The organism is Bacillus sp. FSL K6-1284 (assembly GCF_038002625.1).
GTDB classification, from domain to species: Bacteria; Bacillota; Bacilli; order Bacillales; family Bacillaceae; genus Bacillus; species Bacillus paralicheniformis.
This window is the reverse complement of sequence record NZ_JBBOCW010000001.1, coordinates 2740461-2762955: the sequence shown is the minus strand read 5'-3', so window position 1 is coordinate 2762955 and position 22495 is coordinate 2740461. Positions and strand designations below refer to the sequence as shown.

The following is a 22495-nucleotide window of genomic DNA, read 5'->3' as shown; positions in this document are numbered from 1 at the left end:
CCATTTCCAATAGGATAAATACATAACAGGGCTTAACGGGAGGGCGCACGGTGAAAAGGATGATCGTCTCGAAAAAACCTTTTCAACATAGTATTCGAAGCGAATCTTTGTTTTGTAACGATATTTTAAAAATATCTTCGCCGGATCATGAAACCGTTCGGCTGAGCTGGGAAATCTCAGATGCTGTGCTTTCAGCGGCTGAAGCGGTTCTGTTTGAAAGTATAAAAGACGTCGAAAAGCAAATTCTTCTCTTTTGCGTAAAAAACGGAGAGCGCAGCGTACGGACGATCCATACCGATGCATTTAAAGGAGAAGCCTCGGTTTTTCCCGCTGCAGGCAATGCGTTCTACAAAGCGGAATACCGGATATACAATTCGCTCAACATGTCGCTGGCCGTTCTCACCTCCGGCTGCTTCTACCTTGGGGAAAACGGAATCCATTCAAACAGCAGCTGTTTTCTGTATCACGACAATCAGCAGGATTGGACGACTCAATTTTCCGCGTACACGAGTTATTCTTTAATAGAAGGAAAGGAGCGTTTCCGTTGATCAACGTATTGCTGCTGTCGCTGGAAAATCCTCTTTTATTGAAAAGCGGAGCGGGGCGCTATGTGAAAAGTCACCTTGAACTATTGCGGAACGAAGTCAGCTTTACCGTCTGCACGACGGCTGCCGGGCAAAACAGCCATGGATGGAAAACGCTTGAGATTCCGCTTGATTTAAAAGCGTTCGCTTCTTTTGAAGAGGCGGTGGCCGCCATGAATTTTCAGATGATCAAAACCGTGCTGGCGTATAAAGGACAATTTAATTTTATCCATGCAAATGATGATATCACCGCGCCTGCCGCCGTTTATCTCAGCGAGGTGCTGGCTCTTCCGCTGATTTCCACGGTACACGGCCTTGAAAGCGGCCGGAAAACGGCAGCAGGCGAGAATGTCCACCCATACAGAGCAAGCCTCGAACGGCTTCTGGCTGAAAAAAGCGATCAAATTCTCGTGCTGAGCAGCATGATGAAGACAGACATGCAAAAGGCGTTTTCGCTTCCTTTCGAGCAAGTCCGCGTCATTCCCCATCCGTGCATAAAAAGCCGCACGGTGAAAAAACGAATGAAAAGCGTACCGTACTTTTTTTCCTGCGGAAGGTTTGTTCCGGAAAAAGGGTTTATCGAATGGCTGCACGCCTTTCAGCAGCTTCGCAAACGGCAGCCTGATCTTGAACTTGTCATTGCCGGGGAAGGACCGCTTCAAAGCGGGATCGAGACCAAGGCAAGAGAATTGGGCATTAAGGAAAGTGTGACAATTCTTCCTTTCCTTTGTGAAGAAGAAAGAGAGAGCTGGCTGGGATTTTGTGAAATGGCTGTTTTCCCAAGTTGTTATGAGCCGTTCGGCATCGCTGCTCAAGATAGCATGGCAGCCGGCGTTGCCGTCGCCGTCGGAACCAACGGGGGATGGAACGATTTCGTCATCGATCGGGTGACCGGCTTTCAGATTGATTTTAATCATCCTGATAAAGCTGCATATGCGCTTGCAGAAATTGTCCGCGATAAGGAGCAGCTGCTCAAGGTCGGGCAAACGGCAGAGGCTTATATATTGGATTTGCATGATCCTGGATATATCAAAAATGTGTTTTTGCAACATGTGTATCACACGTCTTTTTAACAAACCGTGACAAACTAAAAAAAACGCCTGGCATTCCGGCATCATAAGTGGTATTATAGATAAGTCTGAACAGAAATGATATATAGTTTGGAGGGAAAAATAAATGCGCGTTAATATTACTTTAGCTTGCACTGAATGCGGCGAGCGTAACTATATTTCTACAAAGAACAAGCGTAACAATCCAGATCGCGTTGAATTCAAAAAGTATTGCCCACGTGACAAAAAATCAACATTACACCGCGAAACAAAGTAAGCAGCAGGGATTTTCCTGCTGTTTTTCTGTTTTTAAGGGGGAAAGAGATGTGAAGCGTTCTTTACGAAATGAGGTCAGAAAGAGGCTTGCAAACATGCCGGAACAGGAGTTTCTTCTAAAGGCGGAAGCGATTCACCGGAAGCTTTTTCAATCCAAACAGTGGAAAAAAGCGTCTGTCATTGCCCTTACGATATCCAGAAATCGCGAAGTTCCGACAGAACCGATTATCGAACAGGCACGGCATGAAGGAAAAACGGTGTGCATTCCGAAATGTATGCCTGATACAAAAGAGATGCACTTTCGCAGCTTTCAGGATGAAAGCGATCTTGAAGTTGTGTATTTTGGCCTGCAGGAACCGATCGTGCACAAAACCGGGCGGATGGAGCCTGAAGACATCGATTTCATCCTTGTGCCGGGAATTTGCTATGACCGGACAGGATACAGAATCGGCTATGGAGGCGGCTATTATGACAGATACCTGGCCGGTTTCACAAAAGATACCGCATCGCTGGCTTTCGAGTGCCAAGTGATCGATCATGTCCCAAAGGAGCCGCACGACATTCCGGTTGAGCAAATTTTTACCGAAGACGCCGTTTACACCTGCAGCGGGTCTGCTGAATAATTATTAAAAAATGAGACACGATACGGTTATAGGAGGGATCATATGAGAAAAGTTACATTCATTGCAGTAGGCGTCATTGCCGCCCTTGTGTTTTTTCAAAACCGTTATCGTGTCATCAATTTCATTCTTGGTCAAAACCAGATCCGCCACTATTTTATCCATTTGATGATGAGAATTCCGTTTTTTCGCAATAAGTTTATACAGCAGGCTTTCTGAATCCCGTTTAAAAACGGGATTTTTTTAAAGCGCTTAAAAGGCGCAGAATGACGCGTTTCCTGTTATAATGGACAAAAACAATTGTGGAGCGTCGGTATGTATTCAATCGATTATTTGTATTGGAATTTCATCGGGAACCTCTTAGACAGGGATTTTGAGCTTGTGCAGGCACCAGCTTCATTCGGAGAAGCCTGGCTTGAAGCAAGGGGGAGCGCGCCGTATGATTTGGTTCGCGTTTTTCGGAAGGATATCGATTTCAGACAGGATCTCGTCGGTGACTTGGAATCTCTTTATGAAAGAGCGGAGCGCCTGAGAGCAGCATCAAGGCAGCGAAAGCTCTCGATATTAAACGTCTATTTGTCACAGGAAGCACCTGTAGATGAGTGGGAAGATGTTGTCAGTCATCCGGTCGCAGATAAACGGATCAGCATCGTGCCGGTTTTTATTGAGCACGCTTCGGCTGAAGAAGGCTTCCGCAAACTCGCCGTTGCTTTAAACATGGGGCCGGATGAGCTGACAGGCCACATGCACGATGCCGGATACGAGAATGTGGAAGAGAAGAGAGCCGAAGTATTAGCAGCGGCTAAAGCAAGAGAAGAAGAAAGGCGGCGGGAAGCGGCTGTATTTGAGAAAGGCAAACCGATGTTTACCTGGATTTTTGCAGTGCTTCAAGTCTTCATGTTTCTGCTTCTGGAAATGTCGGGCGGCAGTCAGAATACCGACACGCTCATCCGGTTCGGTGCGAAGGAAAACAGCCTCCTGTTAGCCGGGGAATGGTGGCGGCTTGTCACGCCGATCGTTCTTCATATCGGATTGGTCCACCTCATGTTCAATACATTTGCATTGCTGTCTGTCGGAGCCGCGGCAGAAAGGGTGTTTGGATCATTCCGCTTTCTTGTCATATACATATCAGCCGGAATTTTTGGATCGATCGGCAGCTTTCTGTTCAGCCCGTATCCGTCCGCAGGGGCTTCGGGAGCCATCTTCGGTTGTTTGGGAGCACTTTTGTATCTGGCTTTTTCAAATCGGAAAGCTTTCTTAAAAACGATTGGAACAAATATCATTGTGATTATCATTCTGAACCTCGGCCTCGGTTTCACGATTTCAAATGTTGACAATGCCGGCCATATCGGCGGATTGATCGGCGGGCTCCTGACGGCCTTGGCGGTCGGAATCCCCGGGAAAAAAAGACCGCTCCAGCGGCTGACAGGCTGGGTTCTCATCTTTGTCATCGGAGGAGGCGCTCTGTACATTGGGACACATTCAGCTTCGATGCAGGAAAATGCCATGCTGCATCAGGCGGCGAAATGGTATGAAGAGGGAGACTATGAAAAGGTAAAAGATGCCTTGCAGGAAGCGGGCTCAAAGCAGGACGCTTCCAGCGACACTTTAAAGCTGCTCGCTTATTCCGAATTTCAGCTCGGCGAGTTTGAAAACGCTGAGAAAAGGTTCGAGGCCGTCGTTGAAAAAGATCCATCAGACCACGCCTCACTCTATATTCTTGCCAGGCTCTATGATCAAAAAGGCGAGTTCGCCAAAGCCGAACAGTCTGTTGAAAGAGCGTTGGCAGAAAAGCCTGATGAAGAGATGTATAAAGCGTTTCGGGACGAACTTAAGAAAGAAACCGCCCGGTAACCAAGTATGAAAAGCTTCCGTTATGTTAAAAATGGTCTTTAGTATAGACTCATTTGACGGGAGCTTTTAATATACAATGGAAAAAAAGCATGCGGTCCAAAAAAATTTAGCGAAAAATGTTGAATATTTAAATGAAAAGCTGGGGGTCGACAAAAGCTTCGATATGATCCGGCTTGATGTTGTTTATGCTGATAGAGACATGTCGCTTTATCTTGTCGACGGCTTTGTAAAAGATGATATTATGCATCACTTGCTTAAGAATCTCTCAAGGCTCACCCCTGAAAGTCTGGAAGACGATCCGCTTGAGAAGCTGATCAAAACGTACATCCCATACATCGAAATTGATACGGAAGACGACCTCGACAAAGCAGCCGCCCAGGTGCTGTCCGGGCCGGCCGTTCTCCTTGTCGACGGGGTGGACCATGCCATTATTATCGATGCGCGGACATACCCGGCAAGAAACCCGGAGGAACCCGACAATGAACGTGTCGTCAGAGGTTCAAGAGACGGCTTCGTCGAAACGATCGTGTTCAACACCGCACTGACGAGAAGAAGAATCCGCGACCGTTCCCTCAGAATGGAGTTCCTTCAGGTCGGCAGAAGAAGCAAAACAGATGTTGTCATCTGCTATTTGGAAGATATCGCTGATTTGGAAAGTGTAAAAAAGCTGAAGCAATCGCTTGAAGCGATCGATACGGACGCTTTGACAATGGCGGAAAAGACACTGGAAGAATATATCGGCGGCCGTCATTGGAATCCTTATCCGACGGTCCGCTATACAGAAAGGCCTGATACTGCGGCCGTTCATTTGTACGAAGGCCACATTCTCGTCTTTGTGGACGGTTCGCCAAGCGCGCTGATTACCCCTGTTACTTTTTGGCACCATCTGCAGCATGCCGAAGAGTACAGAAACAAACCGCTTGCAGGCGCCTATTTGCGAGTGGTCCGTTTTATATCTGTGTTGGCATCGATCTTTTTGCTGCCGCTGTGGTTTTTGCTCTCTGTCCATCCCGATCTTTTGCCGGACGCCCTTCAATATATAGGGCCTGAAAAAAAAGGGGCCCTTCCGCTGCTTGCGCAATTCATCATAATTGAAATAGGCGTCGACATGATGCGGATGGCTGCAATCCACACCCCGTCGTCTCTGGCTACGGCTCTCGGACTTGTAGCTGCTTTAATGATCGGAGAAGTGGCGGTGCAGGTCGGACTTTTCTCGCATGAAGTCGTCTTGTATCTCGCTGTTGCGGCTATCGGCACGTTTGCTACGCCGAGCTATGAGCTGAGCATAGCGAACAGGCTGGCAAGAATCGTTCTCCTGATCGCGGCCGGCGCATTCGGACCGATCGGCTTTGTCATCGCGATCTTCTGCTGGGTGATTTATCTGGTCAGAATGAAGTCGTTTCATGTGCCGTATTTATGGCCGTTTATCCCCTTTGACTACAGAGCCTTTCGAGATATCGCGATTCGAACGCCAATGCCGCTGAAAAATAGAAGGCCCGTATTTTTGGATCCCCAGGATCCAGACCGCTGAATGTCTGTTTTCCTTCAGGAAAACAGGCTTTTTTTTGCTTGACGCCGGACAGCTTTATGAATACTCTAATGTTAGACCTTTAAAGAATGGTGAAATAAAATGAAAACAGCCTATGATGTACAGCTGTTGCTGAAACAGTTTGGATGTTATGTTTATTTTGGAGATCGCGAACTTGAACTTGAATATATGATGGACGAACTGAAAGAAATGTTTCTTTCGAATCTGATAGAAAAAGAACAGTGGCTTAAAGGCGTTTCAATTTTGCAGAATGAACTCACAAAAGTAAAGAGAAAATAAAACAGGGATTAGAGGGGGAGCAAAATGAATGACAGCTGGCTGGTTGGAGTCGACCTTGGAGGAACAACGGTAAAGCTCGCTTTTGTAAGCGCTTATGGTGAAATCCTGCACAAGTGGGAAATTCCGACCGATAAATCGGGGGAAACGGTTACGGTAAGCATCGCAAAAGCCATCGACGGAAAATTAAAAGAGCTCGGCAAACCGAAGCACATCTTAAAATGGATCGGCATGGGCGCTCCGGGCCCCGTCAATACGGAGACCGGCATCGTTTATAAAACGACGAACATGGGCTGGGAGAACTATCCGTTAAAAGACCACCTTGAAGCAGAGACAGGATTAGCGGCGGTCATTGAAAATGACGCGAACATCGCGGCTCTCGGCGAAATGTGGAAAGGAGCGGGAGACGGCGCAAAGGATTTGATTCTTGTCACGTTGGGAACGGGTGTCGGAGGCGGCATTATTGTAAACGGAGAAATCGTCCGCGGGCAAAACGGTGCAGGCGGAGAAATCGGCCACATCTGTTCAGTTCCTGAAGGAGGAGCGCCGTGCAACTGCGGGAAAAGCGGCTGTATCGAAACGATCGCTTCGGCTACGGGCATCGTCAGGATTGCCAAAGAAAAAATAGAATCCGATCATCTAGATACAGACTTGCGTGCATGTCCGGATATCACGGCGCGCGATATTTTTGAAGCGGCCCGGGAAAATGATCCGGTTGCTTGCGAAGTCGTCGATTATGTGGCGGGTCATTTAGGAATGGTCCTCGGCAACTTGGCGAGCTCGCTCAATCCTTCGAAAATCGTAATTGGCGGAGGCGTCTCAAAAGCAGGAGAAATCCTGCGCTCCAAAGTTGAACAATCTTTCAACCGCTTCGTATTCCCGCGGGCCGGCGAGGCGGCTGAGATCGTAATCGCTTCACTTGGAAACGACGCAGGCGTGATCGGCGGCGCATGGATCGCCAAAAACCAATGGCTGAAAAGCCAGGCGGAGCCTGTTTTATAAGCATTTTCGGACCGCTTTGCAGCATTGTTAACACTTTTAAGCCAATGTGAAAAATGATTGATTTTTTTGTACAGACAGGTTAAGATATGATTTAGTAATTTTAGCGATTTTTCTAAAATAAAACAATATGTGGAAATTCAGTTTGCGGAAACATGCGTCTTGCTGCATAGGGAGGTTTCGAATGCGAAAGTCATTTTTTTCAAAAATTTCGTTTTTGTTAATTGCGACATTGCTGATGTGGCTGAAAACGTATGTCGTCTACAAAACAAGCTTCAACATTAAAATTGAAAACTTCATGCAAGAGTTTATATTGTTCATCAATCCTTTAAGCTTTTTGCTGTTTATATTCGGAATCGGCCTGTTTTTCAAAGAAAAAAACAGGAACCGGTTTATTATCGGGGCAAGTATCGTCCTGACGTTTGTCTTGCTTGCGAACATGATCTTCTACCGTTTTTACAACGACTTTTTAACGATTCCTGTATTGTTCCAGACGAATAATATGGGTGATTTGGGAAGCAGTATCAACTCTTTGTTTATGCCGACCGATTTGCTCCTCGTCGTCGACATTGCCATTTTAATTTGGCTGTACAAGCGCCAGCCTGCCAAAACAGGCGGAAAGGCGACAAGAAAGGAACGCGCGGCTTACTATCTATTTGTCGCTGCCGTTTTCTTTTTCAATTTAGGGATTTCTGAAACAGAAAGACCGCAGCTTTTGACAAGATCGTTTGACAGGGAAGTTCTTGTGAAGAATATCAGTCTTTACAACTTCCATATCTATGACGGGCTGATCCAGTCAAAGCAGTCTGCACAGCGTGCGCTGGCCGACAGCAACAGCCTCACGGAGATTGAAAACTATGTCAACGCAAACCGCACGGACACCAATCAGAACCTGGCCGGGATCGCCAAGGGTCGAAATGTGATCCTCGTTTCCCTGGAATCCACCCAAAGCTTTGTCGTGAACCAAAAGTTAAACGGCAAAGAGATTACGCCTTATTTAAACGACCTGATAAAGAAAAGCTACAGCTTCGAGAATTTCTATCATCAGACAGGCCAAGGCAAAACGGCAGATTCCGAATTCATCGTTGACAACTCTCTCTATCCTCTTGGAAGAGGAGCGGTCTTCTTTACGAATGCAGGAAACGAATATACGGCAATGCCTGAAATATTGAAAAACCACGGCTATTATTCCTCGATTTTCCATGCGAACAACAAAAGCTTCTGGAATCGGGATATTATGTACGATACGTTTAAATACGATAAGTTTTACGATATCAATTCCTATGATGTAAACGAAGGAAACTCAGTGGGCTGGGGACTGAAAGATAAGGAATTCTTTGAACAAACATCAGAGCTGATGAAAGAAATGCCTCAGCCGTTTTATACCCGCCTGATCACGCTGACAAACCATTTTCCGTTTGAGCTGGATGAGGAAGATAAACTGATCGATGAATTTGATTCAAAAAGCCGTACGTTAAACAGATATTTCCCGACCGTCCGCTATCAGGATGAAGCGCTTAAACGATTTATTGAAAAGCTGAAAGAAGACGGCCTCTACGATAATTCTGTTATCGTGTTATACGGTGACCATTACGGGATTTCCGAAAACCATAACGAAGCGATGAGCCAATTCCTCGGCAGAGAAGTAACCCCGTTTGAGGAAGTGCAGCTTCAAAGAGTCCCGCTTGTGATCCACATTCCGGGAGTGACGGATAAAGAGCCGAAAGCCATTGACACCGTCGGCGGCCAAATCGATATTCGGCCGACTGTACTGAACCTTCTCGGAATCGATTCGAGCGATCAAATCCAGTTTGGAAACGACCTGTTTGCCAAAGACAAAACGGAGTTTACAGTGCTTCGCGACGGCAGCTTTATTACGAAAGACAAAGTATACACAGACGGCATATGCTATGATAAATCGACAGGAGAGCCGTCTAAAGATAAAAAAGGCTGTGAGCCGTACATTGAAAAAGCGAAACAGGAGCTTTCATATTCAGATCAAATCATTTATGGCGACTTGCTGAGGTTTTATGACAGCGAGCGCTTAAAAAAGCAATCTGACGCCAAGCCGAAAGACGAGTAAGCTTTTCTTTTGGCGGAGAAAGCTGATGCAGCAGGCCGGATATCGTTCCGGCCTGTTTTTAATGACAAGAGTCCGTCATAAAAATCATGATCCAAGCCGATGCCGGTTATGATATAATTGATAATGATTCTCTTTATCGATATTCAAACCAGAAAGAAGGTATGAAAGGTGAATATGAAAGGAAAGACGCTCGCTGGAGCATGCTTTGTACTATTATTGATCGCAGCATTGACAGCATGCGGTAATCAAACGGAGAGCAAAGATTCGTCTTCTCAATCAAAAAGCGAAGAAACGATTACATACAAGGCTGAAAACGGAACGGTTAAAGTTCCGAAGCATCCGAAACGGGTGGTTGTCATGGCTGACGATTATTTCGGCTATTTCAAGACACTCGGTCTCAATGTAGTGGGTGCACCTGACAGGGTATTCAAAAATCCTTATTTCAAGGGGAAAACCGAGGGTGTGACAAACATTGGTGAAGGAAATTCCGCTGAAAAGGTTATTCAATTAAAACCGGACCTGATTGTCGTATGGACGACCCAAGGCGCTGATATCGAAAAGCTGGAAAAAATCGCTCCGACGGTCGCTTTGAAATATGACAGCTTGAATAACACTGAACGGCTGAAGGATTTCGCAAAAATGACAGGTACTGAAGATCGAGCGGAGAAATGGCTGGCTGAATGGGACAAAAAAGTTGCCGCGGCAAAATCAAAAATTCAAAAAGCGGTCGGGGACAAAACGGTTTCCATTATGCAAACGAATGGCAAAGAAATCTTTGTATTCGGCGATCAATTCGGAAGGGGAGGAAGCATTGTTTATCAAGATCTCGGCTTAAAGGCGACAAAGCTGACGAAGGAAAAAGCAATCGACGAAGGGCCGGGCTACACGAGCATTTCATTAGAAAAGCTGCCTGAATTCGCCGGAGATTATATATTTATAGGGCCCTGGGAATCAAGCGGAGACGACAGCGCCGTGCTTAATACCTCTATTTGGAAGAACCTTGGCGCGGTCAAAAATCAACATGTCTATAAAATCGACCCTGTCGGCTTCTACTTTTCCGATCCGATTTCATTAGAGGGCCAGCTTGACTTTATTACAGAAAGCTTAGCGAAATAAAGATGAACTTCCGCCTATTTGGGCGGAAGTTTTTTTGCGGGCTGAAACCTTATTGAAAAAGCGTTTTTTAAGCGAACCGGGAGAGTTTTTAAACGAGCCTTCATCATATGCTATTGTGGGAGGGATCATTGATGGCATTCATCAACATCAAACCGGAGTTAAAGCAGAATATGGAAAGATTGTCTAATATCCTGAACATACCCGAACCGCTTTTAATCAGCGCAAACGCGAATGCAGCCGCGGACGAATTTTATTTTCCGGGAGCGTCTTTTCAAGCAGGAAAAAACGTTCCAGCAGCCGAAACATATGAACAGCTGCAATTATTGGTGAATCAATACACACTTGAAGATGAACAGTGGCTGACAAAAACAGTCGTTTACGATTCAGCAGTACTGAAAAAGGAAATTGACAGATTGACGGAGTGCTTTCCGTTTGTTACTTCCCGCATCATCGGTCGCTCAAGCATGGGCCAGCCTATATACGAACTGCTCCTCGGAGCTGAATATGCCGAAAAAAAAACGCATATGAATGCTTCTTTTCATGCCAATGAATGGATCACCACTTCTGTTTTGATGAAATGGCTCAAAGAATATTGTTATCATTTATGTACAGGCCGGTCCGCTTTAGGTTTTTCACCGCTTGACATTTTTTCATCAACAAAGCTTTCCGTCGTGCCGATCGTTAATCCCGACGGGGTTGATCTTGTGCTTAACGGTCCCGGTCATCTTGGGATAGCGCGGGAAGCACTGGATGAGATGAATGAGCATCAACCGGATTTCCGGGAATGGAAAGCCAATATAAACGGAGTGGATTTAAATAATCAGTTTCCGTCTTTTTGGGAGATCGAAAAACAGAGAAAACCGCCCAAATCCCCTTCCTACAGGGACTACCCCGGAGATGAACCGCTGACAGAACCGGAAGCGGCAGCGATGAGGGATTTAATCGCAAACGAGCCGCCTGATCGGCTTGTGGCGCTTCACACACAGGGAGAGGAAATTTATTGGGGATACAAGGGGCTGGAGCCTCCTGAATCAGCCGATGTGATCCAAACATTTGAGCGCCTGAGCGGTTATAAGGGCGTCAGATATATAGACAGCTATGCAGGATTTAGAGATTGGTTTATTCATTTTTTCGGAAGAGAAGGATATACTGTTGAACTCGGCAAAGGAAAAAATCCTTTACCAATGAAACAATTTGACGATATATATTGTAAAAGCAGAGGCATACTTTGGGCATCCTGCTTTTTTGAAAGCTGAAACTTTTCACGGTGAAAATCGTAAATTAGACAGCCAATCATTTATGGAGGGAGAATGGCCGGTTTGAGAGTTTCGTTATGGCTTATTGCCGCTGTGATGACCGTGGCTGCGGCTGGTTGCACACCGCAGCATCAGGAAGGAACGAAAAGCGTTCATCATGAGGAGCCGGAAGGGAAAAAGAAAAGCAGTGCAGCAGTAAAAGATAAAAAAGTGATAGCGCTGAAGGACCGGCACTTTGATGAGGCGGCAGGATGGCTTGATGATGAAACCGTTATATACACCGCAACCGATCCGGTCGCAGGAAGTGAAGTCAAATCATATGATATATTTAAAGGGACGGGCGAAACGATCTACAAGACGGATGACAGGCTGATAGCGGCGGAAGTAAACAGGGAAAAAGGCATGATTCTCATCCAAACCGCCGGAAACGGCTCTGAAATGAAGTTAACTTTGCTTAATTTACAGGGAAAACAGCTGTACACAAAAAAATTTCGCACGCATGAACTGCAAGTGGACTGGAATCGGTTTGACCCTTATCTTTTATACGTCACAACTTTTACGAAAGATTGGAATTATGAATCGCGCCTGATTGATGCGAAAGAACAGCAAACCGAAAAAGACATCGCACAGGCCGCCTTTGTTCATTGGACTTCCGCCGACACTTTTGAATATATCAAATGGAATGAACGGGACCGGGAAAAACCGGCTCCTGTTTATTCCTTCAACACAGCGGACGGACGGGAAAAGAAGCTCGCCGGTGATGCCGTACTGCTCGATGTTCTGGGGGATATGCGGCTGATTGTAGCGCCTTCATCCAGTCATCGCCAGGGCACCTACATATTTTCAGACGTTTCTTCTTCGGAAAAGAAAATTTTTTTCAAATTGCCGCTGTTCTCGGAATATGGCAGCCTGTCACCGATGGAATACAGCTACGACCCTCGGCATGAGCTGTTTTATACGTATCAGCCGAATGAGTCGGGCTCCTTGTATGATCTGATTTCCGTCAGTCTCAAAACCGGCAAACGGGAAATCATTCGTGAAAAAGTGGAAATGCTTCCGATTACCGTATCTCCTGACGGGGATTATGCATTGTACGGTTATACCCAGGATCAAATCATTTCATTCAACTCAAAAACTGCAGCACCCCTGGTGACAAAAGAATAGAAAGGAGAATGGACAGTGGCCATAGCAGACGTTACCATCATACCGATCGGTACCGAAACTCCGAGCGTAAGCGCGTATGTAGCGGAGATTCAAACCATTTTAGAAGGATTTAAAAAAGAAGGCAAAATCCAATATCAGCTGACACCGATGAATACTTTGATTGAAGGGGAATTAAGCGATTTATTTGAGGTGATTCAGACGATTCACGAAGCGCCTTTCCAAAAAGGCATCCACAGAGTGGCGACGAATATCAGGATTGACGACCGCCGCGACAAGAAAACGACGATGGAAGGCAAGCTTGCAAGCGTCCAGCGTCATTTCAGCCAATAAGAAAAACAGCCTTATTCCGGAATAACGGAATAAGGCTGTTTTTGTCTAAAGGCACCGGGTTTAGTGGACTGTCGGATACCCGCTGTTAATGATTGTCATGACGGTAAACCATCCAAACACTAAAAAAGCCGCCCCGCCAAATAAGATGCCAAGAACGTTGATTTGTTTAAGAGAACGAAGAACTCCAAGAGCAGATAATATCGTGACTAGACCGAAAATGATCACGAGCAACATCAATATAAACCCCCTTCGTTTGGATCCCCTGCAGTATATTTCCAATTTTATTTTAACCGTTTTCATCAAATTTGTCGAGGACAACATGATTCATTGAAAGTTTCCCACAAAACCTTCATAATGGAACAAAGAAAGATGAATCTGAGGTGAAGAAAATGAAATGGAGAAGAATGCCTTTAGGGCCTATCCAGACGAACGCTTATATTTTATCCCATGATGACGGTACCTGTTTAATAATTGATCCCGGCAGCGAATCAGGGAAACTGAATGCATACATAAAAGAAAACGGCCTGAAGCCTCTTGCAGTATTGCTCACTCACGCTCATTTTGATCATATCGGAGCCGTGGACAATGTCAGAAAAGAATGGAACATTCCTGTATACGTACATAAAAATGAAGCTGAATGGCTGACTGATCCTTCATTAAATGGTTCAGCGCTGCTTACGGGACAGACGATCACAGCAGAAAAAGCAGATCATCTGATCGAAGAAGAGGGGGATCTTAAAATCGGCTCTTTTACGCTCCGCATGCTCTTTACGCCTGGACATTCTCCGGGCAGCGTCTCGTATTATGCGGAAGAAGAAAACCTGATCGTTTCCGGGGATGTTTTATTTAAAGGGGGAGTCGGGCGTACAGACCTGCCGGGAGGAAATCAAAAGGTGCTGATGGACAGTATTCATCAAAAACTGCTGACGCTTCCGGAAGAGACGCTTGTGTTAAGCGGTCACGGCCCCGAGACGGACATTGCAACAGAACAGGAACAAAACCCGTTCATCAACGGATTTACTTTGTAAAACATAAAAAAGACGATCCTGATGGATCGTCTTTTTTAATGGCCTCCCTGCCCGGGAACCATAATAAACACAGAATAATATGTAAATGCGGCAAAAAAGACTGTCAAGTAAGCACCGAAAATATAAATGTACATCCGCTCGGTCAAGTTGAGATACGATAAGAACACAAAAAATACAGTTTGACCGAAGAACAGCAGTGATGCATCTTTCATATTTCCTAAATAAAACATGACCGCAAAGATACCTGTCCAGAATCCTAACACACGGAACATGCGATTCATTTATATCCCTCCCAAAAAGCCCCTTTGATTTTATTATAAGCCAATTTATCTTGAAATGTAAACATTTTCATTTTGGGAAAATCAATTCATTTTTTACAATTTTGTGATAAGCATTTTTAAAAAATCACCTGTCACGTGTTTAAACGGAAAATATCACGGGTACTAAAACATACAAAGACAAAGTCAGTACATTTTAAGGAGGAATCATTCATGGAAGAGCTGACCTTTTATTCATACCCGAGCTGCACATCATGCCGGAAAACGAAACATTGGCTGAAAGCGAACCAGGTTGATTTTACAGAGCGGCATCTTTTCAGGGAAACGCCGAATCAGGACGAGCTGAAACATATTTTGTCTCTCACGACCGAAGGAATTGATGAGATATTGGCGACAAGAAGCCAGGCATTTAAAGAGTTAAATCTTGATATCGAAGAATTAACGGTCAGCGAAGTGCTGGAATTGTTAATTCAAAAACCAAAGCTGCTGAGACGCCCGATTATCGTAAACGGCGATAAGCTGGTTGTCGGATATAATCCCGGCGAACTCTTAAAATTAAAAAAACACACCTTACACCGTTCTGTTTCCTGAAAAAAACGAAGATTGCTGACACATTGCATGTTCAGCATATCTTCGTTTTTTCGCCTGTGTAACTGGGCTAGCTGGATTCGAACCAGCGCGTCACGGAGTCAAAGTCCGTTGCCTTACCGCTTGGCTATAGCCCAATGCGCTTACGTATAGTGTAGACAATCGATTTCGTTTTATACATAGTGATCAAAATGTTGGTCATATAGCCGATTGATTTTAAAGGAAAACAATGAGGAGGATTGACATGGAAAACAAGCATGCAGCCCTTTATGAGTATTTGGTCAAACAGGCGGACAGAATCACCGATGAATGGCTGTCCCGAACAGCGTCTGAAAAAGAAAAAACGGCACAGCAATATAAGGACTTTTTACTGGCTGTTTCAAGGGTATTTGCCAAGGATGAACAGGCGCTATGCTGGGATAAAGCCTCCGGATGCGCCAAGGAAATTGCCTACGACAGGGCTGTCAGCCAAATTCCGGTGACTGAAAGCATAAAGGGGTTTAAAGTGTGCCGTGAACTTTTAATAGATGAAATCGAGCATTTTTCGGATAAACATGCACCGGACTGTTCGAAAAAAGACTTTTTTATCTGGAATAAACAGCTTCACTCAATGATGGATGAGGTTATTGAACAGTTTATTCTTGAATATGAGCATACGACAAAGAGACAATTGAAGGCGCAGACCGAGATGATACGCGAACTGAGCGCACCTGTTATACCGGTATCAGAAAACATCGGTGTGCTGCCGCTCATTGGCGAAATTGATACTCACAGGGCAACGGTGATCATTGAATCTGCGCTTAAGCAGTGTGCTGAGCTTCATCTCTCGCATCTGTTTATTGATATTTCCGGTGTTCCTGTCGTCGATACGATGGTTGCCTACCAGTTGTTCAAAGTCGTAGACAGCACAAAACTACTTGGCGTTGAGACGGTTCTTTCGGGCTTGAGACCGGAGATTGCCCAAACAGTTGTGAAGCTTGGGATGGATTTTTCGCATATTAACACAGAACAGAGCCTTGCTAAGGCGCTTTGCAATAAAGGCTTTTGCATCCGTGAAAACGGCAAGGCTGAAGAGAAGGTTTAAATTTCTCATTTCAGCAGTTGGAAGCTGAATAAAATAGTCAAATCGGTATTCGGAAATTCCGTTTTTGCTTCGTATTCAGCTTGATTTGCGATTTTTAAGGATTTGATGCTTCCGATGTTTTTCGTATAAACTGCGCTTAGAAAGGAGGCGCAATGGTTTGTACACGATTGAATCATTAAGCGGAAGATTAATTGACGAGGCATATAGAATGAAGGCGTCAGACATTCATATTGTTCCCGGTGAAAAAGAGGCGGTGGTTCGCTTCAGGATTGATGATGAACTTTTTCAAAAAGACAGATTAACGAGAAATGAGTGCTCAAGGCTCATTTCTCACTTTAAATTCCTTTCTTCGATGGATATTGGGGAAAGACGGCTGCCGCAAAGCGGAGCTTTGACTCTTTATATCAACCGTCAGCCCGTTCATTTAAGAATGTCCACTCTGCCCACCATCCATGATGAAAGCTTGGTCATCAGGCTTCTTCCCAAGATGAGCAGCAAGCCGCTCACAAAGCTCTCATTGTTTCCGAGTGCAACATTCAAGCTGCTGTCTTTTCTGAAGCATTCCCACGGATTAATTCTGTTCACCGGTCCGACAGGCTCGGGGAAAACGACAACACTCTATTCTTTAATCGAATACGCTAAGCGGCATTTTAAGCGAAACATCATTACCTTGGAAGACCCTGTTGAATCAAGAAGCGAAAACATTTTGCAAGTGCAAGTAAACGAAAAAGCTGGCATGACTTATTCTGCGGGGTTGAAGGCGGTGCTTCGCCACGATCCGGACATGATCATCCTCGGGGAAATTCGCGATGCCGAAACAGCCCAAATCGCAGTCAGGGCAGCTTTGACAGGACACCTTGTTTTATCGAGCATGCATGCGAAAAATGCCAAAGGCGCAATATACAGGCTGCTCGAGTTCGGCGTTGATATGACAGAAATTGAACAAACACTGGTCGCAATCAGCGCCCAGCGCCTCGTCGGTCTCGTCTGCCCGTTTTGCGGCGACAGCTGCTCTTTATATTGCAGATTGTCGAGGCCTGTGAGAAGAGCAAGCGTCTTCGAGCTTTTGTACGGAAAAAGCCTCAATCTCTGCATCGAAGAAGCAAAAGGCAGGTGCGGTGACATAAAAACAGAAACTTTGAAAACGCTGATCCAGAAGGGAATAGCACTCGGATATCTGCCGTCGAATACTTATGAACGCTGGATAGGCCATGAAGATTAAAATGAAGTGGCCCGTCCGGGAACAGGCGGACATTCTGAAAAAACTCGGAGACATGATGAAGAGCGGATATACGATTTTGGATGCTTTAAGTATGCTGAAACTGCAATTGAATGAAAGGCGAAGAGCAGATCTGACATTTGCGATGGAGAAGCTGACAGAAGGGCGGCCTGTGTTTCAAGTGCTTGAAATGATTTCATTTCATAAGGATGCTGTTACCATTGTTTACTTTGCCGAACAGCACGGGAATTTGCCATATGCCTTTCGGCAGAGCGGAGAGCTGCTTCACCGCAAGATCGCTCAAACCGAAAAACTAAAGAAAGCCGCCAGATATCCTTTGTTTTTAGTTTTAACGGTCTGTGTCATTATCTCTATTATGAAATCGGCAATCATCCCGCAATTTTCCGCGATCTATGAATCAATGAACGTTGAAACGTCTTTTGCAACGACCCTCATCTTTTCGGTTTTTGATCATTTTTATCTTTTTATCACAGGAATGATGTTGATTGCCGCCGCTTTATCCCTCTATTATCTGTGTTCATTTCGCCGTAAACCTCCAGAAGACAAAATGACCTTTCTCATTAGAATTCCCTTGCTGGGCCAAACCTTCAAACTATTCAACAGTTATTTTTTATCGCTCCAATTGAGCAATCTTTTGCAAGCTGGTCTGTCTGTATATGACAGTTTAAAAGCATTTGAAAGCCAGCCGTTTTTATCATTTCATAAAAATGAAGCGAAGCGCCTGATCGAGCGGCTGAAACAAGGGGAGAGTCTGGAGCAGATGCTGGCCGGGCATCCGTTTTATGAAAATGATCTGGCGAAGGCTGTTGCTCACGGCCAATTAAACGGACACTTATACAGAGAGCTGTATTCATACAGTCAATTTTTGATTGAACGGCTTGAACGGAAAGCAGAAAAATGGACAGGTTTGATCCAGCCATTGATTTACGGCCTAACAGCGGCGATGATATTAATTCTTTATTTGTCTATGCTTTTGCCAATGTATCAAATGATGAACCAGTTATAAGGAGGACGGAACTGTGAATGAAAAGGGATTTACACTGATAGAAATGTTAGTCGTCATGCTCGTCATCTCCATCCTGCTGTTGATCACCATACCGAATGTGACCAAGCATAATCAAAGTATTCAAAAGAAAGGATGTGAAGGGTTAATTAATATGGTTCAAGCGCAAATCACGGCTTATCAAATGGATCATGACGGGAAAACGCCGAGTAGGGCGGACCTTGAATCTGAAGGTTACGTGAAGAAGAACTTAAAGTGCCCGAATGGGAAAGCAATTAAAATTTCAAACGGCAAAGCACAGGCTGATTGACGGTTATGAATCAAAAAGGATTTACGCTTTTGGAAAGCCTAACTGTATTGATGATCGGTTCCATTATGCTCTCTCTTCTCTTTGCCGCACTGCCTCCCGTTTATGAAAAAAGAGTTGTTCAGCACTTTGTCTCACAGCTTGAAGAGGATCTGCTTTACGCACAGCAGACAGCTCTCGTCCGCCATGCGACGGTTAAGGTGCAGTTTGACTTTGCCGGCTGCCGCTATATTATTAAGCACGCGGACGAAGGCTCATCGCCTAAGCTGGTCAGGACATACAGTTGCCATATTGCGTTCAAAAAAGCGACGCTCAAACGAACTCTTACTTTTAACCCAAGCGGAGTTCCGAATCAAGGGGGAAAAATCGTGATCGATACACAGCACGCCTCTTTTGCACTGACGATCTATTTAGGAAGCGGAAAGATTAATGTGCAAAAAAAATAGAGGCTTTACAACAGTTGAAGCTGTTTCCGCATTAGGCATTTGGGTCATGATCACCATGTTATTGATTCCTATGGTTCATCAGCTGTCTTTGCAGCGCGGGGCATCTGAAAAAGAAGAAGAGGCATATCGCATATTGGATGAAAAGATCAGCCGCTACACACTGACCGGACGGTTTCAGCCTAAAGAAACTGTGCTTTACCGAAACACATCTTACTTTATTGAATGGAAGGAGCAGGGAGATGATTATAAAGTATGCATCTCCATTAAAAAAAGAGACAGTCAACGGCGTTGCTTCACCATTTTGCGGTCAAAAGGGATTTACCCTTCTTAATGTACTTGTTTCCTTAATGGTGTATATGTTCATTGCAGGAACGATGGCCTCGATATTTCATCTGTTTTTATCCCCGGAAAGAAACGGTGCGGATATTCACCCGCGCGAATGGACGATTACTGCCGAGCAAATATTGAAGGAATGCAGGAACTCGGTTGATCTAAGAGCGGGCGACGATCATCAGTCATTGGAAATGACAAATCGCCAAGGTGCCGCCGTTCGCTATGAGAAATATCAGACAGTTATTCGAAAAAGAGTCAATGGAAAAGGTCATGTGCCGCTTTTGCAACATGTCAAACACATGAGGTTTGTGATTGAAGATCATCTGCTGATCCTTGAAGCGATAAGTTTAAGCGGCAAGTCATACCGTAAGTCCATTCCGCTCTATCATATGTAAAAGGTGATCACGTGAAAAATTCAAAAGGATTCATTTATCCGGCTGCTGTTTTCACAGCTGTGATTTGCATGCTCTGCGCGGGTCACTCAGCCGTTTTATTATCGAATCAACGAATGTTTGCACAGCAAACAAAAGAATTTCATATTCAGCAAAACCTACTCCAAAATGGAATGCTCCATGCCTTGTCTCATATTCACGAAGAGACAAAAGTGAAAATTCAAAAACAGCATGGCTTGATATCGTATACTGTCAATCCGGCTCATCAGCGGCTCAAGCGAGTGAAGATAGAGGTAACGACAGCTTCCGGCACAGGAACGAGCGCTGAATTTCAATATGATTTGAGCACTAAGAAAATCACACAGTGGAAAGAATATTAAAAATTGTGTGTCGGAATCATGAAGAATGTATAAAAAAAGATTCGTATGACAACACTTCAACTGACAGAACTCCCCAAGAGGTGATGTGATGAAAACGAACGATTATGTTAAATATATGACGGAACAGCTCGTAAAATATATGGACACGCCTAAGCAGGAAAGAAAAGAAATGAAAGAAAAACGTAAAGAATCAAAGCCGCCGTCCAGGATATATCAATGGTTCGGCATTCTTCCTCTTGGCTGTATCATGTTTTTTAAAAGGCATAAATAAAGACAAGCCGCTTTCTACTGCAAAGCGGCTTATTTATATTCTTCCACAACGACGACTTTGTTGATTTTGTGTGTCGCAGGTTCAAATGAAATTGTAACAAACACTCCGAAATTTTTATTTCCTTCACTCAATGTGACATGGTATTGTTTGACCGCTTCATCCGCCCGCTTTCGATCCCATACTTTTTTCGTGAGACGCACTTCTGCTTCCGGATATCTCTTTTTTGCTTCCTCAACCGCTTTTTCTTCCCACTTAGACATGCGGGCTGTTTCGTAAGCTGCCGCATGGGCATTGAGCGGCCCAATGCTTGCAAGCAGTAAAAAAGAGCATAACATAGCATTTTTCAGCACGGGGCATCATCCTTTCTATCCTATTTTTTCCTTGTCAACAGTGTTTATACAAAAATGAAGAAGAAATTATGTACTTTATAAAGAACTTCAAACTTTTCAAAAAGATGAGAATTTGAGAGATTTTTTGAGGAATTAAACGAAAACGTTCTGTAAAACGAACTTAATCGACTATTTTGATAGTTTTCAAATGGCACATTTGTTCTTTATACTCTAACTATCAAGTTCTTTAAAACGAACGAACGAAAAAAGCCATTACATACTCGCTAGGAGGGTAGTCATGATCCGATTATCTCGAACTAGGAGATCCCGAAAAAGAGCCGGAAAAAACATCATCGTTTTTCAAACGCTGCTGATCATTTATCTTTTAATTGGATTGGGGAGTCAGCTGTCACAGCATACAAACGCATCATTTCACGATGTGGAAACATACAGCATGACAATGAAAGCGGCCTCTTCATTTCCTCAAGACGGGAAACAGTGGGACGGGAGCAATTTGAAGCTTCAAAAACAGACAAAGACGAAAGGAGCGGTCTGTGCACCGCTGACATTGTTTGCAGAATATAAAAACCGCGGCAGCCAAATCGCCGACTCTGAATGGAAGTGGGAGCTGCATAAACTCGGTAATGCCAAAAAACCGTTAGAGGACGGGACTGTGATCGATAAAGGCGCGTTCAAAAAAGAAGCCGAAAAGAACATCTACCGGATAGAGTCAAAGCGGGCGGCAAAAGGAGGGCTCTACGCATTTAAATTGATTAAGCCTGAAGGCCATCCCGATGTGAAAAAGGGCAAACCTTTTATTTGGTCAAATGTGATGAAGCTTCAAGACTGTAAAGAAGAAACACCGAAGCCGCCTAAAAAAGCATCAGAAAAGCCGAAGCAAACAGAACAGACAGAAACACGGGAAAAGTCTGAACAGGACATAGAGAAAACACCAAAGAGCAGTGAATCCGTAGATAAAGAAAATAGAAAAGAAGAAAATTCATTAGAAAGCGGGGAAGCGTCATGAAACATGTGATCAAATGGGTCAGCAATATCTTATATGTGATTATTTTCACACTCATCATCGCCGCGGTCATCGTCGTAATTTCGACAAAGTCGTCCGGCGGAGAGCCGCAGCTTTTCGGCTATCAATTGAAAACGGTTTTATCCGGTTCGATGGAGCCGGAATTTAAAACAGGTTCTGTGATAGGCGTTCAAAAGATTGAAAATCCCGGGTCTTTGAAAAAGGGAGATGTCATTACATTCATGCAAGACGAAAACACCATGGTTACCCACCGAATTATCGGTATAACAAAAAATAAATCAAACCTCATGTTTAAAACAAAGGGTGACAATAACCAAAACCCTGATTCCGATCCGGTGCTGGCGGAAAATGTTGTCGCTAAGTATTCGGGCATTACGGTTCCGTATGCCGGGTATTTGCTGGATTTTGCAAGTAAACCGATCGGCACAGCCATATTGCTGATCGTGCCGGGACTCTTGTTGATTCTTTACGCAGTGATTACTGTATCCGCGGCTTTAAGAGAGATTGACCAAAAAACTAAGGCAATTGAAGCCGCCGGGAAAGATCAATCAGTTTCCATGTAATCTTCGTTGGTCACCTGAACATTCAGGTCTCCATATATACAGATTTTCTTAT

30 protein-coding genes and 1 tRNA gene are annotated in these 22495 nt (G+C 44.6%); 27 read left to right on the top strand and 4 right to left on the bottom strand.

The genetic code is table 11. The features are described 5' to 3' along the window. Nucleotides 1–59 precede the first annotated feature (59 nt). The 14 genes from MHB72_RS14110 to MHB72_RS14045 all read left to right on the top strand — a co-directional run bounded on the left by MHB72_RS14110 (nt 60) and on the right by MHB72_RS14045 (nt 13156). The gene (locus tag MHB72_RS14110) at nt 60–548 is read left to right on the top strand and encodes a hypothetical protein (protein WP_254122062.1); all 489 of its coding nucleotides are present in this window, start codon (nt 60–62) and stop codon (nt 546–548) included. Further along, nucleotides 545–1657 (top strand): glycosyltransferase family 4 protein, encoded by a 1113-nt coding sequence (locus MHB72_RS14105; RefSeq protein WP_216920059.1) that lies wholly within the window; start codon nt 545–547, stop codon nt 1655–1657. The genes MHB72_RS14110 and MHB72_RS14105 overlap by 4 nt, the downstream gene beginning before the upstream one ends. Before the next feature lie 103 nt (nt 1658–1760). After that, on the top strand, nt 1761–1910 hold the full coding sequence (gene rpmG / locus MHB72_RS14100; protein WP_003183500.1) for a 50S ribosomal protein L33: 150 nt from the start codon (nt 1761–1763) through the stop codon (nt 1908–1910). Nucleotides 1911–1959: 49 nt separating this feature from the next. After that, nucleotides 1960–2532: a 5-formyltetrahydrofolate cyclo-ligase gene (locus tag MHB72_RS14095; protein ID WP_216920061.1), complete on the top strand. Its 573-nt coding sequence runs from the start codon at nt 1960–1962 to the stop codon at nt 2530–2532. A 42-nt stretch (nt 2533–2574) separates the two neighbouring features. Beyond that, complete coding sequence (locus MHB72_RS14090) at nt 2575–2748, top strand: hypothetical protein (RefSeq protein WP_020452191.1); 174 nt, start codon at nt 2575–2577, stop codon at nt 2746–2748. A gap of 96 nt (nt 2749–2844) precedes the next feature. Beyond that, a complete protein-coding gene (locus MHB72_RS14085; protein WP_216920063.1) occupies nt 2845–4383 on the top strand; it encodes a rhomboid family intramembrane serine protease in 1539 nt (512 codons plus the stop codon). A 76-nt stretch (nt 4384–4459) separates the two neighbouring features. Further along, complete coding sequence (locus MHB72_RS14080; RefSeq protein ID WP_020452189.1) at nt 4460–5914, top strand: spore germination protein; 1455 nt, start codon at nt 4460–4462, stop codon at nt 5912–5914. Between the two features lie 99 nt (nt 5915–6013). Further along, complete coding sequence (locus tag MHB72_RS14075) at nt 6014–6211, top strand: YqgQ family protein (protein ID WP_020452188.1); 198 nt, start codon at nt 6014–6016, stop codon at nt 6209–6211. Between the two features lie 24 nt (nt 6212–6235). Continuing rightward, nucleotides 6236–7210: an ROK family glucokinase gene (locus MHB72_RS14070; RefSeq protein WP_216920065.1), complete on the top strand. Its 975-nt coding sequence runs from the start codon at nt 6236–6238 to the stop codon at nt 7208–7210. A gap of 181 nt (nt 7211–7391) precedes the next feature. Continuing rightward, nucleotides 7392–9290 carry an LTA synthase family protein gene (locus MHB72_RS14065; RefSeq protein ID WP_216920067.1) on the top strand — a complete coding sequence of 633 codons (1899 nt, stop codon included), beginning with the start codon at nt 7392–7394 and terminating at the stop codon, nt 9288–9290. Between the two features lie 174 nt (nt 9291–9464). Beyond that, on the top strand, nt 9465–10406 hold the full coding sequence (locus tag MHB72_RS14060) for an iron-hydroxamate ABC transporter substrate-binding protein (RefSeq protein ID WP_033155114.1): 942 nt from the start codon (nt 9465–9467) through the stop codon (nt 10404–10406). Between the two features lie 131 nt (nt 10407–10537). Then, the gene (locus MHB72_RS14055) at nt 10538–11662 is read left to right on the top strand and encodes a M14 family metallopeptidase (RefSeq protein ID WP_095291083.1); all 1125 of its coding nucleotides are present in this window, start codon (nt 10538–10540) and stop codon (nt 11660–11662) included. Nucleotides 11663–11725: 63 nt separating this feature from the next. Beyond that, entirely contained in the window at nt 11726–12826 is a 1101-nt protein-coding gene (locus MHB72_RS14050; RefSeq protein WP_445684626.1) for a YqgU-like beta propeller domain-containing protein, read from the top strand. 15 nt (nt 12827–12841) lie between these two features. Then, entirely contained in the window at nt 12842–13156 is a 315-nt protein-coding gene (locus MHB72_RS14045) for an MTH1187 family thiamine-binding protein (protein ID WP_020452182.1), read from the top strand. 60 nt (nt 13157–13216) lie between these two features. Here MHB72_RS14045 and MHB72_RS14040 read toward each other — a convergent pair whose 3' ends face one another. After that, the gene (locus tag MHB72_RS14040) at nt 13217–13390 is read right to left on the bottom strand and encodes a DUF2759 domain-containing protein (RefSeq protein WP_003183486.1); all 174 of its coding nucleotides are present in this window, start codon (nt 13388–13390) and stop codon (nt 13217–13219) included. A 155-nt stretch (nt 13391–13545) separates the two neighbouring features. On the opposite strand from MHB72_RS14040, the gene MHB72_RS14035 reads away from it, so the two are divergent. After that, nucleotides 13546–14184 (top strand): MBL fold metallo-hydrolase, encoded by a 639-nt coding sequence (locus MHB72_RS14035; RefSeq protein WP_020452181.1) that lies wholly within the window; start codon nt 13546–13548, stop codon nt 14182–14184. 35 nt (nt 14185–14219) lie between these two features. Here MHB72_RS14035 and MHB72_RS14030 read toward each other — a convergent pair whose 3' ends face one another. After that, nucleotides 14220–14465 (bottom strand): DUF2626 domain-containing protein, encoded by a 246-nt coding sequence (locus MHB72_RS14030; RefSeq protein ID WP_020452180.1) that lies wholly within the window; start codon nt 14463–14465, stop codon nt 14220–14222. 210 nt (nt 14466–14675) lie between these two features. Between MHB72_RS14030 and MHB72_RS14025 the strand changes: the two genes are divergently transcribed. Further along, on the top strand, nt 14676–15053 hold the full coding sequence (locus tag MHB72_RS14025) for a Spx/MgsR family RNA polymerase-binding regulatory protein (RefSeq protein ID WP_003183482.1): 378 nt from the start codon (nt 14676–14678) through the stop codon (nt 15051–15053). A 62-nt stretch (nt 15054–15115) separates the two neighbouring features. On the opposite strand, the gene MHB72_RS14020 is transcribed toward MHB72_RS14025, so the two are convergent. Further along, a tRNA-Gln gene (locus MHB72_RS14020) sits at nt 15116–15187 on the bottom strand. A 107-nt stretch (nt 15188–15294) separates the two neighbouring features. Between MHB72_RS14020 and MHB72_RS14015 the strand changes: the two genes are divergently transcribed. From MHB72_RS14015 to MHB72_RS13975, 9 genes are all read left to right on the top strand, one after another. Next, a complete protein-coding gene (locus MHB72_RS14015) occupies nt 15295–16134 on the top strand; it encodes an STAS domain-containing protein (RefSeq protein ID WP_216920071.1) in 840 nt (279 codons plus the stop codon). 157 nt (nt 16135–16291) lie between these two features. Then, the gene (comGA, locus tag MHB72_RS14010; protein WP_025811157.1) at nt 16292–17356 is read left to right on the top strand and encodes a competence type IV pilus ATPase ComGA; all 1065 of its coding nucleotides are present in this window, start codon (nt 16292–16294) and stop codon (nt 17354–17356) included. Further along, the gene (comGB, locus tag MHB72_RS14005) at nt 17346–18380 is read left to right on the top strand and encodes a competence type IV pilus assembly protein ComGB (protein WP_302052722.1); all 1035 of its coding nucleotides are present in this window, start codon (nt 17346–17348) and stop codon (nt 18378–18380) included. Before comGA ends, comGB begins: the two co-directional genes overlap by 11 nt. Nucleotides 18381–18393: 13 nt before the next feature. After that, entirely contained in the window at nt 18394–18687 is a 294-nt protein-coding gene (gene comGC, locus MHB72_RS14000; RefSeq protein ID WP_020452176.1) for a competence type IV pilus major pilin ComGC, read from the top strand. 5 nt (nt 18688–18692) lie between these two features. Further along, a complete protein-coding gene (gene comGD, locus MHB72_RS13995) occupies nt 18693–19130 on the top strand; it encodes a competence type IV pilus minor pilin ComGD (RefSeq protein WP_020452175.1) in 438 nt (145 codons plus the stop codon). Next, a complete protein-coding gene (gene comGE / locus MHB72_RS13990) occupies nt 19114–19461 on the top strand; it encodes a competence type IV pilus minor pilin ComGE (RefSeq protein WP_216920073.1) in 348 nt (115 codons plus the stop codon). Before comGD ends, comGE begins: the two co-directional genes overlap by 17 nt. Continuing rightward, nucleotides 19370–19858, top strand: a complete 489-nt coding sequence (gene comGF, locus MHB72_RS13985; protein ID WP_340903076.1) for a competence type IV pilus minor pilin ComGF — start codon at nt 19370–19372, stop codon at nt 19856–19858. Before comGE ends, comGF begins: the two co-directional genes overlap by 92 nt. An 11-nt stretch (nt 19859–19869) precedes the next feature. Continuing rightward, on the top strand, nt 19870–20235 hold the full coding sequence (gene comGG, locus MHB72_RS13980) for a competence type IV pilus minor pilin ComGG (protein WP_023855189.1): 366 nt from the start codon (nt 19870–19872) through the stop codon (nt 20233–20235). Between the two features lie 88 nt (nt 20236–20323). Beyond that, nucleotides 20324–20506 (top strand): YqzE family protein, encoded by a 183-nt coding sequence (locus MHB72_RS13975; protein ID WP_020452171.1) that lies wholly within the window; start codon nt 20324–20326, stop codon nt 20504–20506. 29 nt (nt 20507–20535) lie between these two features. Here MHB72_RS13975 and MHB72_RS13970 read toward each other — a convergent pair whose 3' ends face one another. Then, on the bottom strand, nt 20536–20856 hold the full coding sequence (locus tag MHB72_RS13970; protein WP_023855188.1) for a YqzG/YhdC family protein: 321 nt from the start codon (nt 20854–20856) through the stop codon (nt 20536–20538). Between the two features lie 277 nt (nt 20857–21133). Here MHB72_RS13970 and tapA point away from each other — a divergent pair, with 277 nt between their 5' ends. Next, the gene (gene tapA, locus MHB72_RS13965) at nt 21134–21862 is read left to right on the top strand and encodes an amyloid fiber anchoring/assembly protein TapA (protein WP_216920076.1); all 729 of its coding nucleotides are present in this window, start codon (nt 21134–21136) and stop codon (nt 21860–21862) included. Next, nucleotides 21859–22443, top strand: a complete 585-nt coding sequence (gene sipW / locus MHB72_RS13960) for a signal peptidase I SipW (protein WP_216920078.1) — start codon at nt 21859–21861, stop codon at nt 22441–22443. The genes tapA and sipW overlap by 4 nt, the downstream gene beginning before the upstream one ends. Nucleotides 22444–22495: the final 52 nt, after the last annotated feature.